General features: G+C 70.9%; 15 protein-coding genes. 3 read left to right on the top strand and 12 right to left on the bottom strand.

All coding sequences use genetic code 11. The annotated features are described in order from the left end of the window. Positions 1 to 14: 14 nt before the first annotated feature. The 5 genes from ruvX to rpsD all read right to left on the bottom strand — a co-directional run bounded on the left by ruvX (position 15) and on the right by rpsD (position 4,790). Positions 15 to 479, bottom strand: coding sequence for a Holliday junction resolvase RuvX (gene ruvX / locus HA039_RS28760; protein ID WP_167034246.1), 465 nt, complete (start codon positions 477 to 479; stop codon positions 15 to 17). A gap of 29 nt (positions 480 to 508) precedes the next feature. Continuing rightward, positions 509 to 3,178 carry an alanine--tRNA ligase gene (alaS, locus tag HA039_RS28755; protein WP_167034245.1) on the bottom strand — a complete coding sequence of 890 codons (2,670 nt, stop codon included), beginning with the start codon at positions 3,176 to 3,178 and terminating at the stop codon, positions 509 to 511. After that, positions 3,178 to 3,522: a DUF6167 family protein gene (locus HA039_RS28750; RefSeq protein ID WP_167034244.1), complete on the bottom strand. Its 345-nt coding sequence runs from the start codon at positions 3,520 to 3,522 to the stop codon at positions 3,178 to 3,180. The genes alaS and HA039_RS28750 overlap by 1 nt, the downstream gene beginning before the upstream one ends. Before the next feature lie 7 nt (positions 3,523 to 3,529). Beyond that, positions 3,530 to 3,973, bottom strand: coding sequence for a DUF948 domain-containing protein (locus HA039_RS28745; protein WP_167034243.1), 444 nt, complete (start codon positions 3,971 to 3,973; stop codon positions 3,530 to 3,532). 202 nt (positions 3,974 to 4,175) lie between these two features. Then, complete coding sequence (gene rpsD / locus HA039_RS28740; protein WP_161311511.1) at positions 4,176 to 4,790, bottom strand: 30S ribosomal protein S4; 615 nt, start codon at positions 4,788 to 4,790, stop codon at positions 4,176 to 4,178. Between the two features lie 182 nt (positions 4,791 to 4,972). On the opposite strand from rpsD, the gene HA039_RS28735 reads away from it, so the two are divergent. Continuing rightward, positions 4,973 to 5,683 carry a DUF2470 domain-containing protein gene (locus tag HA039_RS28735; protein WP_167037764.1) on the top strand — a complete coding sequence of 237 codons (711 nt, stop codon included), beginning with the start codon at positions 4,973 to 4,975 and terminating at the stop codon, positions 5,681 to 5,683. 27 nt (positions 5,684 to 5,710) lie between these two features. On the opposite strand, the gene HA039_RS28730 is transcribed toward HA039_RS28735, so the two are convergent. From HA039_RS28730 to HA039_RS28715, 4 genes are all read right to left on the bottom strand, one after another. After that, entirely contained in the window at positions 5,711 to 7,066 is a 1,356-nt protein-coding gene (locus tag HA039_RS28730; RefSeq protein WP_167034242.1) for a replication-associated recombination protein A, read from the bottom strand. Positions 7,067 to 7,134: 68 nt separating this feature from the next. After that, positions 7,135 to 7,773, bottom strand: coding sequence for a vitamin K epoxide reductase family protein (locus tag HA039_RS28725; RefSeq protein ID WP_167034241.1), 639 nt, complete (start codon positions 7,771 to 7,773; stop codon positions 7,135 to 7,137). A 111-nt stretch (positions 7,774 to 7,884) separates the two neighbouring features. Next, entirely contained in the window at positions 7,885 to 9,147 is a 1,263-nt protein-coding gene (hisS, locus tag HA039_RS28720; protein ID WP_167034240.1) for a histidine--tRNA ligase, read from the bottom strand. Between the two features lie 13 nt (positions 9,148 to 9,160). Then, positions 9,161 to 9,883, bottom strand: coding sequence for an MBL fold metallo-hydrolase (locus HA039_RS28715; protein ID WP_167034239.1), 723 nt, complete (start codon positions 9,881 to 9,883; stop codon positions 9,161 to 9,163). Positions 9,884 to 10,135: 252 nt separating this feature from the next. On the opposite strand from HA039_RS28715, the gene HA039_RS28710 reads away from it, so the two are divergent. Both HA039_RS28710 and HA039_RS28705 read left to right on the top strand, forming a co-directional pair. After that, positions 10,136 to 10,933 (top strand): peptidylprolyl isomerase, encoded by a 798-nt coding sequence (locus HA039_RS28710; protein WP_167034238.1) that lies wholly within the window; start codon positions 10,136 to 10,138, stop codon positions 10,931 to 10,933. Between the two features lie 150 nt (positions 10,934 to 11,083). Continuing rightward, positions 11,084 to 12,313 (top strand): DUF349 domain-containing protein, encoded by a 1,230-nt coding sequence (locus HA039_RS28705; RefSeq protein WP_167034237.1) that lies wholly within the window; start codon positions 11,084 to 11,086, stop codon positions 12,311 to 12,313. 113 nt (positions 12,314 to 12,426) lie between these two features. On the opposite strand, the gene HA039_RS28700 is transcribed toward HA039_RS28705, so the two are convergent. From HA039_RS28700 to secF, 3 genes are all read right to left on the bottom strand, one after another. Continuing rightward, positions 12,427 to 14,979, bottom strand: a complete 2,553-nt coding sequence (locus HA039_RS28700) for a RelA/SpoT family protein (protein WP_167034236.1) — start codon at positions 14,977 to 14,979, stop codon at positions 12,427 to 12,429. Between the two features lie 184 nt (positions 14,980 to 15,163). Then, the gene (locus HA039_RS28695; protein WP_167034235.1) at positions 15,164 to 15,709 is read right to left on the bottom strand and encodes an adenine phosphoribosyltransferase; all 546 of its coding nucleotides are present in this window, start codon (positions 15,707 to 15,709) and stop codon (positions 15,164 to 15,166) included. Then, positions 15,706 to 16,830: a protein translocase subunit SecF gene (gene secF / locus HA039_RS28690; protein WP_167034234.1), complete on the bottom strand. Its 1,125-nt coding sequence runs from the start codon at positions 16,828 to 16,830 to the stop codon at positions 15,706 to 15,708. Before secF ends, HA039_RS28695 begins: the two co-directional genes overlap by 4 nt.

Genomic DNA, 16,830 nt, shown 5'->3' with positions numbered 1-16,830 from the left:
TTACCGTACCGCGATCAGATGACCACTTCGACGCCCTCGCCCGGGGCTTCACCGGAGCCTCGTTCGGCCTCCAGGGCACTCTGAAGGATGACAACAGCCGCCACTTGGTCGATGACGGAGCGTCCCTTTTTTGACTTCACGCCCGAAGCGCGCAACCCCTGACTGGCGGTCACGGTGCTCATGCGCTCGTCCACCAGTCGTACCGGCACGGGCGCGATGCCGCGCGCGACCTCCTGTGCGAACGTACGTACCTTTACGGCGGCCGGCCCCTCGCCGCCGTTGAGGGACCGGGGCAGGCCGATCACGACCTCGATCGGCTCGTACTCCTCGACGAGTTGCCGGAGCCGCCGGTGGGCGGCCGGGACGTCACGTCCCGGCACGGTCTCCACCGGCGTGGCGATGATCCCGTCGGGGTCGCACGAGGCGACCCCGATCCGGGCGTCCCCGACGTCGATCGCGAGGCGGCGTCCGCGTCTCATGTGAGCCGTTCCACAGAGGGCACGGGCCGTCAGGCCGTCTCGGCGACGAGGCGTTCGACGGCGGCCACGGCGTCCCCGACGGCCTCGGGGTTCTGCCCGCCGCCCTGGGCGACGTCCGGCTTGCCGCCGCCCCCGCCACCGAGGGTCTTGGCGGCGGCGCGCACCAGCTCACCGGCCTTGAGACCGCGTTCGCGGGCCGCCTCGTTGGTGGCGATGACCGTCACGGGACGGCCGCCCGACACGGTGAACAGGGCGACCACGGTGGGCCGGTCGCCGGGCATCCGGCCGCGTACGTCGAGGACCAGCTTGCGCAGGTCGTCGGCCGACGTGCCGTCGGGGACCTGGCCGGTCACCAGGGCCGTACCGCGCACGTCCTTGGCGCTGTCGACCAAGCCCGCGGCGGCGGCGAGCACCTTCTCGGCGCGGAACTTCTCGATCTCCTTCTCGGCGTCCCGCAGCTTGGAGAGCATGCCGGAGATCTTCTCGGGCAGCTCCTCCGAGCGGCCCTTGACCAGCTCCTGGAGCTGGGCGACGACGGTGTGCTCCTTGGCGAGGAAGTTGTACGCGTCGACGCCGACCAGGGCCTCGATCCGGCGGACGCCGGAGCCGATGGACGACTCGCCGAGGAGCTTCACCAGGCCGAGCTGGGCGGTGTTCTTGACGTGCGTGCCGCCGCACAGCTCCTTGGAGAAGTCGCCGATGGTCACCACGCGGACGCGCTCGCCGTACTTCTCGCCGAACTCGGCGATGGCGCCCTGCTTCTTGGCCTCGTCGATGGACATGACCTCGGCCTGGACGTCGAGTTCCCGGGACAGGACCTCGTTGATCTTCTGCTCGACGTCGGTGAGGACCGTGCCGGGGACGGCGGCGGGCGAGCCGAAGTCGAAGCGGAAGCGGCCCGGGGAGTTCTCGGAGCCGGCCTGGGCGGCCGTGGGGCCGAGGGCGTCGCGCAGCGCCTGGTGCGTGAGGTGCGTGGCGCTGTGGGCGCGGGCGATGGCCCGGCGCCGGTTGAGGTCGATGGCGGCCTGCACCGGGGCGCCGACCGTCACCTCGCCGACCTGGACGACGCCCTTGTGCACGGAGACCCCGGGCACGGGCTGCTGGACGTCGCGGACCTGGATGACGGCGCCGGTGTCGAGCCGGATCCGGCCCTGGTCGGCGAGCTGGCCGCCGCCCTCGGCGTAGAACGGCGTGCGGTCGAGGACCACCTCGACCTCGTCGCCCTCGGTGGCGGCCGGCGAGGACACCCCGTCGACGAGCAGGCCGACGATCACCGACTCGTTCTCGGTGGAGGTGTAGCCGGTGAACTCGGTGGAGCCGCTGTTGTCGGCCACGGCGCGGTAGGCGGAGAGGTCGGCGTGGCCGGACTTCTTGGCCTTGGCGTCGGCCTTGGCGCGGTCGCGCTGCTCCTTCATGAGCCGGCGGAAGCCGTCCTCGTCCACGGAGAGGCCCTGTTCGGCGGCCATCTCGAGGGTGAGGTCGATGGGGAAGCCCCAGGTGTCGTGGAGCAGGAAGGCCCGGTCGCCGGAGAGCACCTGCCCGCCGGCGGCCTTGGTCTCGGTGACGGCGGTGTCGAGGATGTTCGTCCCGCCCTTGAGGGCCTTGAGGAAGGCGGCCTCCTCGGCGAGGGCGACGGTCTCGATGCGCTTGCGGTCGGTCTCCAGCTCCGGGTACTGCCGGCCCATGGTCCTGATGACGACGTCGATCAGGTCGGCGACCACCGGCTGGGTGGCGCCGAGGAGGCGCATGTTGCGGATGGCGCGGCGCATGATGCGGCGCAGCACGTAGCCGCGGCCCTCGTTGCCGGGGGTGACGCCGTCGCCGATGAGCATGGCGGAGGTGCGCATGTGGTCGGCGACCACGCGCAGGGAGACGTCCGAGCCGTGGTCGGCGCCGTAGCGCACGCCGGTCAGCTCGGTGGCCTTGTCCATGACGACGCGCAGGGTGTCCGTCTCGTACATGTTCTGTACGCCCTGGAGAATCATGGCGAGGCGTTCGAGGCCGAGACCGGTGTCGATGTTCTGCGACGGCAGGTCGCCGAGGATCTCGAAGTCGGCCTTGCCGGTGCCCTCGCCGCGCTCGTACTGCATGAAGACCAGGTTCCAGATCTCCACGTACCGCTCGTCGTTGACGGCGGGGCCGCCCTCGACGCCGAAGTCGGGGCCCCGGTCGTACATGATCTCCGAGCAGGGGCCGCAGGGGCCGGGCACGCCCATGGACCAGTAGTTCTCGGCCTTGCCGAGGCGCTGGATGCGCTCGGCGGGGAAGCCGACGACGTCCCGCCAGATGCGCTCGGCCTCGTCGTCGTCCTCGTAGACGGTGACCCAGAGCCGCTCGGGGTCCAGGCCGAAGCCGCCGTCGGCGAGGGAGCTGGTGAGCAGCTCCCAGGCGAGCTTGACGGCGCCTTCCTTGAAGTAGTCGCCGAAGGAGAAGTTGCCGCACATCTGGAAGAAGGTGCCGTGGCGGGTGGTCTTGCCGACCTCTTCGATGTCCGGGGTGCGGACGCACTTCTGGACGCTGGTGGCGCGCGGGTACGGCGGCTTGACCTCACCGAGGAAGTACGGCTTGAAGGGCACCATGCCCGCCGGGACCAGCAGGAGAGTCGGGTCGTCCGCGATGAGCGACGCCGAAGGGACAACGGTGTGACCGCGCTCCTCGAAGAAGCTCAGCCAGCGACGGCGGATTTCGGCCGACTCCATCAGTGGTCCTCATTCCGGTTGTGCGGGTTGGGGGTGTGGCGGGTGGTTCCCGTGCGGGGTCGTTCGGTGTACTCGATCGCCGCGAGGCGCCGGGGCGCGGGGAGGGCGGGGTCGGCCGGTGCCTCCAGGCCGAGTGCCTCGCCCAGTTCGGCCTCGCGGCGGACCATGCCGGTCCGCACGTCGAGGGCGAAGTCCTTGAGCTTGTGACCGGCGTCGATCGCCTTGTTCGCGGCCTGCGCGGCGAGGGACTCGGGGGTGAGCTGCCGGAGCTTGCGGTTGACCTTGGTGGTCGCCCACACGCCGGCCGCCGCGCCCGCGGTGAACCAGAACGTACGGCGGAACATCGCTGCGTCAGCCCTTCTTGTTCCTGCGCCGGGCGGCCGGCACCGTACGGCCCACGACCGTGCGGCGCGCTGCGCGCTCGGGGGCGGCGCTCCCGGCGGCCGGGGCGCCCTTGCGGCTCAACGCCTGCCGTACGCCGTAGCCGAAGGCCGCGACCTTGACGAGGGGGCCGCCGAAGGTCGAGGCGACCGTCGAGGACAGCGCGGAGGCGTTGGAGGTGACTTCCTGGACGTCGGTCGCGATGGCGTCGACGCGGTCGAGCTGGGTCTGCGCGGAACGGACGGTCGCCGACGCGTCGGCGAGCAGCGGGACGGCCTGCTCGGTCACGTCCGCCACGAGTCTGGTGGCCGCCTTGAGCGTCTGGGCCAGCCTCACCAGCACCACGGCGAGGAAGGAGACCAGAATCGCCCAGAACACGGCCACGAGGATCCCGGCAACTTCTCCACCGGTCACGCTGCACCGCTCCCCTGCTTGCTCGGTTGTCCTGCCCGGTCGGAGCGGTCTGTGCCACCGCGCCGACGAGGTACGACCCTATCGCGCCGAGGGTCGGGGCCCGTACCGCATTACGGCCCGCCGCAAACGCGGAAGCCCGCCTCTTCCCCACCGGTGACGGCGGGGGAAGGGGCGGGCCGGAACGCTGCGGAGGTACGCCTGATCAGCGGGCGTAGTACTCGACGACCAGCTGCTCGTCGCAGATGACCGGGATCTCCTTGCGCTGCGGGTCGCGGTCCAGGCGGAACGCCAGGGCCTTCAGGTTGACCTGCAGGTAGCGCGGGGTCTCGCCGTCGGTGTCGTAGCCACCTTCGCGCGCGACCTGGAAGGGGACCTTCTCGCGGCTGCGCTCGCGGACCATCACGACGTCGTCGGGACGGACGCGGAAGGACGGCTTGTCGACCTTGCCGCCGTTGACCTCGATGTGGCCGTGGACGACCATCTGGCGGGCCTGGTAGATCGTGCGGGCGATGCCCGAACGCAGGACCAGGGCGTCGAGGCGGCGCTCCAGCTCGACGACGAGCGCTTCGCCCGTCTTGCCTTCGGCCTTCTTGGCGCGGTCGTAGGCGCGGGCCATCTGGCGCTCGCTGATGTCGTACTGGGCGCGCAGGCGCTGCTTCTCCAGCAGACGAACCTTGTAGTCCGAGTTCTGCTTGCGTCCGCGGCCGTGCTCGCCCGGCGGGTAGGGGCGGGCCTCGAAGTACTTGACCGCCTTGGGCGTCAGCGCGATACCGAGCGCGCGTGACTTCTTGACCTTGGGACGCGACTGGTTAGGCACGTTCTCCAGACCTCCATGTAGGTTAGGTTAGGCTCACCTTACTCAAAGGAGATCGCATGTCTCGCCCTGGGAACACCACGCGCATCACAGACAGCCTCGACAGCCCGCAGGAGGGGGTCGATTCGACGGAGGTCCGATCAGCTCATGGTCAGCCGCGTCCCAGCGGGCTTGAAATCGATCGGATGCCGTCAGCAGCCGAACGCACACGAACTCTCGTACAGAGTACATGCTCGGCGGTACTGGTCATTCCCGGTCTGGACGGGGCCGACCCGTACCAGCTGATGCCCGACGCCCGCACCGTGGGCGACGACGGCGAGGTGCTCATGGTCTTCGCCGCGGACTCCCCGGCGGCGCGGGCGGCCACCCACGCGCAGGACGACGAGCTGATCGCGGTCCTGGAACTCACCGACGTGGCACCGGTCTCCGTACCCCACCGGATCCGGGGCCGGGCCTGGCTCTCCGGCTGGCTGACGCGCGTACCGGACCAGGAGACGGAACCGGGGCGGACGGTCCTGCGGCTGGAGGTCGGGGAGGCGAGCGTGGACGACCTCTGGGGTGCGGAGGCCGTCGAGGCCGAGGACTTCGTGGCGGCCGCCGCCGATCCGCTGGTCGAGCACGAGGCGGAACTGCTCCAGCACCTGCACGCGGCCCACGGGGCGGAGGTCCAGGGGCTGCGCGGGCTCCTCGGCGTGCGGGCCGAGGGCCTTTCCGGCGCCGGGACCGCGGCCGTACCGGTCGGGCTCGACCGCTTCGGGCTGCGCGTGCGCTTCACCGGCGTCCAGTGCTTCGACGCCCGCTTCGACTTCCCCGAGCCGGTACGGGACGTCCGCGGCCTGCGGCGGGCCATGCACACGCTGTTCGAGGCGGCGGCCTCCGCGCCCTCGGGCGACTGAGAGGCGGACCGGGCCGGCCGGCCCGGCTCAGGAGCCGTCCCCGCGCAGCCGCTCGCGGACCTTGTCGACCACGTCCGCGTACCGCGCCTCGGCGCCGTACCGCGTCGGTGTGTAGTACCGCCGGCCCGCGACCGACTCCGGCGCGTACTGCTGGGCGGCGATCCCGCCCGGTACGTCGTGCGGATACACGTACCCCTGGGCGTGGCCGAGCTTGGCCGCGCCCTTGTAGTGGCCGTCCCGCAGATGGGCCGGGACCTGGCCGGTCAGTCCCTTCCGTACGTCCTCCAGGGCGCCTCCGATCGCCAGCGTCGCCGCGTTCGACTTCGGGGCGAGGGCCAGGGCGATCGTGGCGTGGCCGAGGGTGAGCGCGGCCTCCGGGAAGCCGATCATGGCGACGGCCTGGGCGGCGGCGACCGCCAGCGGCAGCGCCGACGGATCCGCGAGGCCGATGTCCTCGCTCGCCGAGATCATGAGGCGGCGGGCGATGAACCGGGGGTCCTCCCCCGCGTCGATCATCCGCGCCAGGTAGTGCAGCGCCGCGTCCACGTCGGAGCCCCGGATGGACTTGATCAGCGCGCTCGCGACGTCGTAGTGCTGGTCACCGTCCCGGTCGTACATCACCGCCGCGCGGTCGACCGTCTCCTCCACCGTCCCGAGGGAGATCTCCTCCTCCCCCTTGGCGAGGGCGGCCCCGGCCGCCGCCTCCAGCGCGGTCAGCGCGCGCCGCGCGTCCCCGCCCGCGATCCGCAGCAGATGGGCCTCGGAGTCGTCGGGGAGGGTGAGCGCGCCGCCGAGGCCCCGCTCCTCCGTCAGCGCCCGGCGCAGCAGGCTGCGCAGGTCGTCGTCGGTGAGCGGCTCCAGGGTCAGCAGCAGGGAGCGGGAGAGCAGCGGGGAATTGATCGAGAAGTGCGGATTCTCGGTGGTCGCGGCGATGAGCGTCACCCAGCGGTTCTCGACCGCGGGCAGCAGGGAGTCCTGCTGGGCCTTGCTGAACCGGTGGATCTCGTCCAGGAAGAGGACGGTCTCCTTGCCGTAGCCCCCGGAGGCGCGGCGGGCGCCGTCGATGACGGTCCGCACCTCCTTGACGCCGGCGGTGATGGCGGAGAGCTCCACGAAGCGTTTGTTCGTCGCCTTGGAGACCACGTACGCGAGGGTCGTCTTGCCCGTGCCGGGCGGGCCCCAGAGGATCACGGACGAGGGGCCGGCGGGTCCGCCGCCCGCTTCGCCGACGAGCCGGCGCAGCGGCGACCCCTGCTTCAGGAGATGCCGCTGTCCGACGACCTCGTCCACGACGCGCGGGCGCATCCGGACGGCCAGGGGACTGCTGGACGGGTCCTTCTCCTGGCGTTCTTCGGCGGCTGCGGTAAAGAGGTCTGGCTCCACATCTGAAGCCTATGCCAGCCCACCGACAGTCCGGCCCGCGCGCGGGCGGGGGCCCGGACCGCCCGGTCTCAGCCGGTCCAGAAGTCCCACCAGCGGATCAGGATGAGCACCCCGATGAGCCCGATGTGCAGGGCCGGCAGGACCCAGGTGAACTCGCTCAGCAGCTTCCGCAGGCCGGCGGGCGCGGGGATGATCCCGTGGCGGAGGTTGTGGGAGGTCACGTACCAGAACATGACGATCGTGCCGACCCAGGCCAGGCAGCACCACAGGCACAGGGAGTTGATGTTGTAGAGCGACTGGTACTGGAGCCAGGTGCAGAACCCGACGCCGAACAACGTGCCCGCGTTCAGCCCCAGCCAGAACCAGCGGCGGTAGCGCGCCCCCGCGAGCAGCGCGAGACCGATCCCCATCACCACGGGATAGGTCGCGAGCCCCAGCATCGGGTTCGGGAACCCGAAGGCCGACGCCTGGGCGCTCTTCATGATGTTCCCGCAGGACACCACCGGGTTGAGGCTGCACCCCGGGGTGAAGTTCGGGTCCTCCAGGAGCTTGAACTTGTCGAGCGTGATCACCCACGCCGCCAGCAGCCCCATCGCGCCGGTGACGACCAGCATCACCGCGAACGCCCGGCTCGCACCGATCGCGCCCGGGGCGCCGCCGCCTTCCTCGCGGTCCGAGGAGACGTCGTCAAGCGTTGCACTGGTCATGTCGATGATCCGTCGCTGTGTGGCCGGAGCCGGTGGGGTGGGCAGGCCCATTGTGCCGTACGCGCCCCTATCTCCACCGTTCGGTGGAGATAAGGACCCGTGTACGGGGGTTCAGCCGAGCCGGCTCCCGATCTCCGTGACCAGCGCGTCGAGGGCGACCGGGCTCTGCTCGCCGGACTCCATGTCCTTGAGCTGGGCGACGCCCTCGGCGAGGTCGCGCTCCCCGGCGACAATGGTGAACCGCGCCCCCGACCGGTTGGCGTTCTTCATGTGGCCCTTGAGGCCGCGCTCGCCGTACGAGAAGTCCGCGGCGATCCCCGCCTTGCGCAGCGCGGTGACCACGCCGAAGAGCAGGCGCCGCGCCTCCTCGCCGAGCGCGACCGCGTACACGGTCACCGGGGCGGGCAGGGCGAGCGTGATGCCCTCCGCCTCCAGCGCGAGCACCGTACGGTCGACGCCGAGCGCCCAGCCGACGGACGGCAGCGCGGGGCCGCCGATCATCTCGGACAGCCCGTCGTAGCGGCCGCCGCCGCCCACCGCGGACTGCGCGCCGAGCCCGTCGTGGACGAACTCGAAGGTCGTCCGGGTGTAGTAGTCGAGCCCCCGGACGAGGCGGTCGTCGTCCTCGTACCCGACTCCCGCCGCGGCCAGCAGCGCGCGGACCTCCTCGTGGTACGCCCGGCAGGCGTCGCACAGGTAGTCGCGGAGCAGGGGCGCGTCGACGAGTTGCTTCCGTACCTCGGCGCGCTTGTCGTCGAGGACCCGCAGCGGGTTGATGTCGATCCGGCGGCGCGTCTCCTCGTCCAGGTCGAGGCCGCGCAGGAAGCCCTGGAGGGCTTCGCGGTAGACCGGCCTGCACTCCTTGTCGCCCAGGGAGTTGAGGAGGATGCGGAAGTCCCGCAGGCCGAGCGAGCGGTACGCCTGGTCGGCCAGGATGATCAACTCCGCGTCGAGCGCGGGGTCCTCGGTGCCGATGGCCTCGGCCCCGACCTGGGAGAAGTGGCGGTAGCGGCCCTTCTGGGGGCGCTCGTAGCGGTAGTACGAGCCGCTGTACCAGAGCTTGACGGGCAGGTTCCCGGCCTTGTGGAGGTTGGCCTCCAGCGCGGCGCGCAGCACCGAGGCGGTGCCTTCGGGGCGCAGGGCCAGCTCGGAGCCGCCCTTGGTGGTGAGGGTGTACATCTCCTTCGTGACGATGTCGGTGGACTCACCGACACCGCGCGCGAAGAGCTCGACGTCCTCGAAGCCCGGCGTCTCGACATAGCCGTAGCCGGAAGTGCGGAGCGGGGCGGAGATGGCGTCCCGGACCGCGAGGTAGACCGCGGAGGCCGGGGGGAGGAGGTCGTAGGTCCCCTTGGGGGCCTGGAAGGTGCTCATGGGGTTCGCTGTTTCACATTCCTCGTCGCGGAGCGGCTTCCTGGCCGCGTCCGAGGCCGGCGGCCACGTCCCGCAGGTACGGGTTGGTGGCGCGCTCCCGGCCGATGGTCGTCTGGGGGCCGTGGCCCGAGAGCACCACGGTCGAGTCGTCGAGCGGCAGGCACACGCGGGCCAGCGATTCGAGCATCTCGTCGTGGTCGCCACCGGGCAGGTCGGTGCGTCCGACGGAGCCGGCGAACAGCAGATCACCCGAGAACAGCACCGGGGGGATGTCGGCCCCACCGGCGGCCTCGGGCAGTCCGAAGGTCACCGACCCCTTGGTATGGCCGGGCGCGTGCGCGACGGTGAAGTCCAGCCCCGCCAGGCGCAGCCGCGCGCCGTCGGTCAGCTCCCGTACGTCGGAGGGCTCGCCGATCGTGATGCCGTCCATCAGCGGCGTCCCGATCGAGCGGCCGAGGCCCTTGCCCGGGTCGCTCATCATGTACCGGTCGGAGGGGTGGATCCACGCGGGCACGTCGTGCGCGCCGCAGACGGGGACGACCGAGGCGACGTGGTCGATGTGGCCGTGGCTGAGGATGACGGCGACGGGCTTGAGCCCGTGCTTGCGTACGGTCTCCGCGACGCCCTCGGTGGCCTGGTGGCCGGGGTCGATGATCACGCACTCCTCGCCGGCGGCGGGGGCGACCAGGTAGCAGTTGGTCCCCCAGGCCCCGGCGGGGAACCCGGCAATGAGCACGATCGTCCTTAGAGGTCGGGAGCGGGCGGGATGTCGCCGATGTCCCCGAATCCCCGATGTGGACCCCGGGAAACGGCGGTACGGCGCTTCAGGTGCGGCGATGCGGTGGATCAGAGCCTACCGGCGCTGCTCATTCCACAGCTAACCCATATACCGTACGGGGCCAGGGCCAGGCGCCCTGAGCGGCACGAGATCCACACAGCGTCACCCAGCACCACGACCCAGCATCACGACGAACGAGGAGAAGACCCGGTGGCAGGGACCGATCAGCGGCGGCGGCAGCTCGCCCGGGAGAAGTTCGAGCGGCAGCAGCAGCGCAGGGTGGAGGCCCGTCAGAAGGCCAAGCGGCGCAATGTCATCATCGCGTCCGTGCTGGCCGTCGTGGTGGCCGCCGGCGGCGCCGCGTGGGCCGTGGGAGGCCTGTCGAACGACGACAACGACTCCAAGAGCGACACCGCGGCCCCGGCGACCACTCCCCCCGCGTCGCCCGAGCCGACCGAGGCCGCCTCCCCCGAGCCGAAGATCACGATCGACAAGACGGCCAAGTACGTGATGTCGCTCAAGACGAACGTGGGGGAGATCGCCGTCGCGATGGACGCCGCGAAGACGCCGAGCACGGTGAACTCGTTCAAGTCCCTGGCGGACAAGAAGTACTTCGACAACACGAAGTGCCACCGCCTGACCACACAGGGCATCTTCGTGCTCCAGTGCGGCGACCCCAAGGGCGACGGCACGGGCGGCCCCGGCTACACGATCCCGGACGAGAACCTCAAGTCCCTGGGCAAGCCGGCCGCCGACGGTTCGGTGACGTACAAGGCCGGGACGGTCGCGATGGCCAATACCGGCCAGCCGCACACCGGGGGCAGCCAGTTCTTCCTGGTGTACAAGGACACCAAACTGCCCCCCACCTACACCCCGTTCGGCACCCTGGACCCGGCGAGCCTGAAGATCGTCGACACCGTGGCCAAGGCGGGTGTCGAGGGCGCCACGGGCGACGGCGCCCCGAAGAAGGCCGTCACCGTCCAGAAGGCCACGGTCGACAAGCTGTGACCCTCTGAATTCGGCCGTGCGGAGTGCGGACAGCCGGCCTGCCGGTCGCCTAGATTGGCGGGGTGGAGGACGGGCGCGAGCCCGTCCCAGGAAACTGTGGACGATGCCCGGGGGCGAACTCCCCCGCAGGCATCAGGTGGAGGAGGCGCTGTGAGCAGCGACCCGTGGGGCCGTGTCGACGAGACCGGCACCGTGTACGTGCGTACGGCCGACGGCGAACAGGTCGTCGGATCCTGGCAGGCAGGCTCGCCGGATGAGGCCCTGGCCTATTTCGAGCGCAAGTACGAGGGCCTGGTTGTCGAGATCGGCCTCCTCGAACGGCGGGTGAAGACCACCGACCTGTCCGCGAAGGACGCGACGGCGGCCATCGACCATCTGCGCGGCCAGGTGGACGAGCACCACTCGGTCGGCGACCTGGACGCGCTGCGCAAGCGGCTCGACGCCCTGGTCGCGACGGTCGACACGCGCCGCGAGGAGCGCAAGGTACAGCGGGCGAAGCAGACCGACGAGGCCAAGGTGGCCAAGGAGGCGCTCGTCACGGAGGCCGAGGAGCTGGCGCAGAGCGACCAGTGGCGGTCGGCCGGCGAGCGGCTGCGGGCGCTCGTGGACATCTGGAAGGGCCTGCCCAGGCTCGACCGGAAGTCCGACGACGAGCTGTGGCACCGCTTCTCGCACGCGCGCTCGGCGTTCTCCAAGCGCCGCAAGGCGCACTTCGCGGCCCTCGACGCGCAGCGCGAGGACGCCCGGAAGGCGAAGGAGAAGCTGGTCGCCGAGGCGGAGGCGCTGTCCCGCTCCACCGAGTGGGGCGACACGGCCGCGCGCTACCGCGAGCTGATGACGGACTGGAAGGCGGCGGGCCGCGCCCAGCGCGAGGCCGAGGACGACCTGTGGAACCGTTTCCGCGGCGCCCAGGACGTCTTCTTCGCGGCGCGCGGTGAGGTCTTCGCCGAGCGCGACGCGGAGCAGACCGAGAACCTGAAGGTCAAGGAGGAGCTCGCCACCGAGGCCGAACGCCTGGTCCCGGTGAAGGATCTCAAGACCGCCAGGGCCGCTTTCCGCGCCCTCAACGAGCGCTGGGAGGCCGTGGGGCACGTGCCGCGCGACGCCCGGCCGAGGGTCGAGGGGCGGATGCAGGCGGTGGAGCGGGCTCTCCAGGAGTCCGAGGAGAACGAGTGGCGCCGTACGAACCCGGAGGCACGCGCGCGTGCCGCGGGTCTGACGGGTCAGCTCCAGGCCGCCGTCGACAAGCTGCGCGGGCAGATCGACACGGCGCGCGCCGCGGGCAACAACGCCAGGGCGGACAAGCTCGGCAAGGAGCTGGAGGGCCGGCAGGCGCTGCTGGACCAGGCGCTCAAGGGCCTCCAGGAGTTCGGCGGCTGACAACACAGCGCGCCGGATGACATCGGCATACGAAGAGGCTCCCCGGACATCGCGTCCGGGGAGCCTCTTCGTAGGGGCGGGTCCTCCAGCGGACGCCCGGGTTCTCCTGCGGACTACGGCCTGCGGGCCGACGTCACGCGGTACACGTCGTACACGCCCTCCACGCCCCGTACCGCCTTCAGGACGTGCCCGAGGTGCTTGGGGTCGCCCATCTCGAAGGTGAAGCGCGAGGTGGCCACCCGGTCGCGGGACGTCTGGACCGCCGCGGACAGGATGTTGACGTGCTGGTCGGACAGGACGCGGGTGACGTCCGACAGCAGCCGCGACCGGTCCAGCGCCTCGACCTGGATGGCGACCAGGAACACCGAGGACTGGGTCGGCGCCCACTCGACCTCGAGCATCCTTTCGGGCTGTTGCGAGAGCGAGTCCACGTTGACGCAGTCCGCGCGGTGCACCGAGACACCCGCGCCCCGGGTGACGAACCCGATGATCGGGTCGCCCGGGACCGGCGTACAGCAGCGGGCAAGCTTCACCCAGACGTCGTCCACGCCCTTGACGACCACACCGGGGTCGGCGCTGGAGCGGCGCTTGCCGCGGCCGTGCGACGGCGGGGCCGTCTCGGCGATGTCCTCGTTGGCCGCCTCCTCGCCGCCGAGCGCCTGCACGAGCTTCTGGACGACGCTCTGCGCCGTCACATGGCCCTCGCCGATCGCCGCGTACAGCGACGAGATGTCGGGGTAGCGCATCTCGTGCGCGAGGGTGACCAGCGAGTCGCCGGTGAGGATCCGCTGGATCGGCAGGTTCTGCTTGCGCATCGCCTTGGCGATGGCGTCCTTGCCCTGCTCGATGGCCTCGTCGCGGCGCTCCTTGGAGAACCAGCCGCGGATCTTGTTCCTGGCCCGCGGCGACTTGACGAAGCCCAACCAGTCGCGGGACGGGCCCGCGCCGGCGGCCTTGGAGGTGAAGACCTCGACCAGGTCACCGTTGTCGAGGGTCGATTCGAGCGGTACGAGCCGCCCGTTGACCCGCGCCCCTATGGTGCGGTGCCCGACCTCCGTGTGGACGGCGTACGCGAAGTCGACGGGGGTGGCCCCGGCCGGCAGCGCTATGACGTCGCCCTTGGGCGTGAAGACGAAGACCTCGTTGCGCGACAGGTCGAAGCGCAGGGACTCGAGGAACTCGCTGGGGTCCTCGGTCTCCTTCTGCCAGTCCAGGAGCTGGCGCAGCCACGCCATGTCGTTGACGGTGTCCTGGCCGCCGACCTTGCTGGTGGACCGGGGCACGTCCGTGCGGACCTTGGAGGCGCCCGCGACGGCCTCCTGCTTGTACTTCCAGTGCGCGGCGATGCCGTACTCGGCGCGGCGGTGCATGTCGAACGTACGGATCTGGAGCTCGACGGGCTTGCCGTTGGGGCCGATGACCGTCGTGTGCAGCGACTGGTACATGTTGAACTTGGGCATCGCGATGTAGTCCTTGAACCGTCCGGGAACCGGGTTCCACCGGGCGTGAACGGTGCCGAGCGCCGCGTAGCAGTCACGGACGGTGTCGACGAGGACACGGATGCCGACCAGGTCGTAGATCTCCGCGAAGTCACGGCCGCGGACGATCATCTTCTGGTAGACGCTGTAGTAGTGCTTCGGCCGACCGGTGACGGTGGCCTTGATCCGGGCCGCCCGCAGGTCCGACTGCACCTCGTCGGTCACTATGGCGAGGTACTCGTCCCGCTTGGGGGCGCGCTCGGCGACGAGCCGCACGATCTCGTCGTACATCTTGGGGTAGAGGATCGCGAAGGCGAGGTCCTCCAGCTCCCACTTGATGGTGTTCATGCCCAGGCGGTGGGCGAGCGGCGCGTAGATCTCCAGCGTCTCGCGGGCCTTCTTCTCCTGCTTCTCCCGCTTGAGGTACCGCATGGTGCGCATGTTGTGCAGCCGGTCGGCGAGCTTGATGACCAGGACGCGCGGGTCCTTGGCCATGGCGACGACCATCTTGCGTACGGTCTCGGCCTGCGCGGCCTCGCCGAACTTGACGCGGTCCAGCTTGGTCACGCCGTCCACCAGCAGCGCGACCTGGTCGCCGAAGTCACGGCGCAGGGTGTCCAGGCCGTACTCGGTGTCCTCGACCGTGTCGTGGAGCAGGCCGGCCATCAGGGTGGCGGGGTCCATGCCCAGCTCGGCGAGGATCGTCGTCACGGCGAGGGGGTGCGTGATGTACGGGTCGCCGCTCTTGCGCTTCTGGCCGCGGTGCCAGCGCTCGGCGACCTGGTAGGCGTTCTCGATCTGGCGGAGCGTGGCGGTCTCGATCTTCGGGTCGTTGCCGCGCACGGTCCGCAGCAGCGGCTCCAGGACCGGGTTGTACGTGGACGAGCGCTGCACGCCCAGCCGGGCGAGCCTGGCCCGTACCCGGTTGGAGGACCCGCCGGTGCGGGGCGGGGTCGCGGGCGCCGGCTTGGGGGCGGTGACCGGGGTGGGCGGCAGCTCGGGCGCGGGCTTCGCGGCCGCCGGCTCCACGGGCGCGGGAGTGCCCGGCGCGGGGCGGCCGGCGTCCGCCGCCTTCCGCGCGGGGGTGTCGGCCGCCGCCTTGTCCTGGGGCGCGACCGGGCGCGCCGCGGCCTGGGCGGCGTGCTGCTCGGGCGTCGCGGCGGCCAGTGGCTGTGCCTCTTCTGGCAAGAGCGCTCCTCGTGCGGATCCGGGACCCCCGGACAGGGCCGGAAGCTCCATGGTATCGACCTCGGGCGCCCCTCTCGCCCCGGGACCGAAGGGTTTACGAAACGCGGGACGGGCACCCGCTTGTTCCCGGGTGCCCGTCCGTGTGCGTTTCGTGCGTGTTCCGTGCGGTGGATCCGTGCGGCGCTCAGAACGTGAGCAGTGCCTCCAGCGGGGCGCCGCGCAGGACCGGCTCCAGCCGGGCCCGGCCGTCCAGGAAGCCCAGCTCCAGCAGGACCGCCACCCCGACGACCTCGGCGCCGGCCCGCCGGACCAGCTCCACGGAGGCCTCGGCCGTGCCACCGGTGGCGAGGACGTCGTCGATGACGATGACGCGGTCCCCCTCCCCCAGGTCCTCGGCGTGGACCTCCATCTCGGCGGTGCCGTACTCCAGCTCGTAGGACTGCGACAGGGTCGCGCCCGGGAGCTTGCCCGCCTTGCGTACGGGGATGAAGCCAAGGCCCGCCCGGACCGCGACCGGCGCGGCCAGGATGAACCCGCGGGCCTCCAGTCCGACGACCTTCGTCGCGCCGTACGCGCCGCACAGGTCGGCGAGCGCGTCCGTCAGCGCCGTGAACGCCTTCGGGTCCGCCAGCAGCGGGGTGATGTCCTTGAAGACGATCCCGGGCTTCGGGTGGTCGGCGACATCACGGATCCGGCTGAGGAGCAGGTCCCGGGTACTGGCGTCGGTCATCGACGCCGTCCCGAGGGGCGGCCGCGGCCGCCCCGTGCGCCGCGCGGCCCGGCGACGGCGGCGGCGGTCGCGACCCCACCGGGGACGTCCTCCGCCTCGTCGTCGTACCGCACGTCCGTGTCCTCGGCACCCTCGGCCGGCTCGCCCTTGGCGGCGGCCGCGGCGCGCTTGGCGAGCACCCGCTTCTTCAGGGCCTTCATCTGCGGGTCGCGTTCCTTGAGGTCGGCGACGAGCGGCGTGGCGATGAAGATCGAGGAGTACGCGCCGGCGGCGAGGCCGACGAACAGCGAGAGCGAGATGTCGTTCAGCATGCCGGCGCCCAGGACCCCGCCACCGATGAAGAGCAGGCCGGCGACCGGGAGCAGCGCGACCACGGTGGTGTTGATGGAGCGGACCAGGGTCCCGTTGATGGACCGGTTGGCGACCTCGCTGTAGTACCAGCGCGTCTGCTTGGTGATGCCCTTCGACCCCTCCTTGAGGCTGTCGAAGACGACCACGGTGTCGTACAGGGAGTAACCGAGGATGGTCAGCAGACCGATCACGGTGCCCGGCGTGACCTCGAAGCCCACCAGGGCGTAGACCCCGACGGTGATGGTGAGGTCGTGGATCAGGGCGATGAGGGCGGCGACGGCCATCCGCCACTCGAAGGCGATGGCGAGATAGATCACCACCAGCACCATGAAGACCGCCAGGCCCGTCCAGGCCTTGTTGGCGATCGTCTCGCCCCAGCTGGGACCGACGATGTCGGCGGCGATCTTGTTCTCGTCGACGCTCAGGTCCTTCGCGAGCTGCGTCTTGACCTTGTCGGCCTGCGCCTGGCTCAGCTCGGTGACCTGGATCCGGAGGGTCCCGTTGCCGAGCTTCTGGACGATCGCGTCGTGTCCGGCCGCCGCCTGGGCGTCCGTCTGGGCCTGGGCGACGGAGATGCTCGTCTTCGGGGTGGTGAAGACGGCACCGCCCTTGAACTCGATGCCCATGTTGAGGCCCTGCACCGCCAGGCCGAGGATGGCCGTGATGGTGATCAGGATCGAGAGCCCGTACCAGACCTTCCGCTTGCCGATGAAGTCGTAACCGACCTCACCGCGGTACAGCCGGGCGCCGAGTGCGCCGAGTCGCGACAT

Source organism: Streptomyces liangshanensis (genome assembly GCF_011694815.1).
Lineage (GTDB): Bacteria > Actinomycetota > Actinomycetes > Streptomycetales > Streptomycetaceae > Streptomyces > Streptomyces liangshanensis.
Note: the sequence above shows the minus strand (reverse complement) of the source record. Positions and strands in the feature narration are given on the sequence as shown.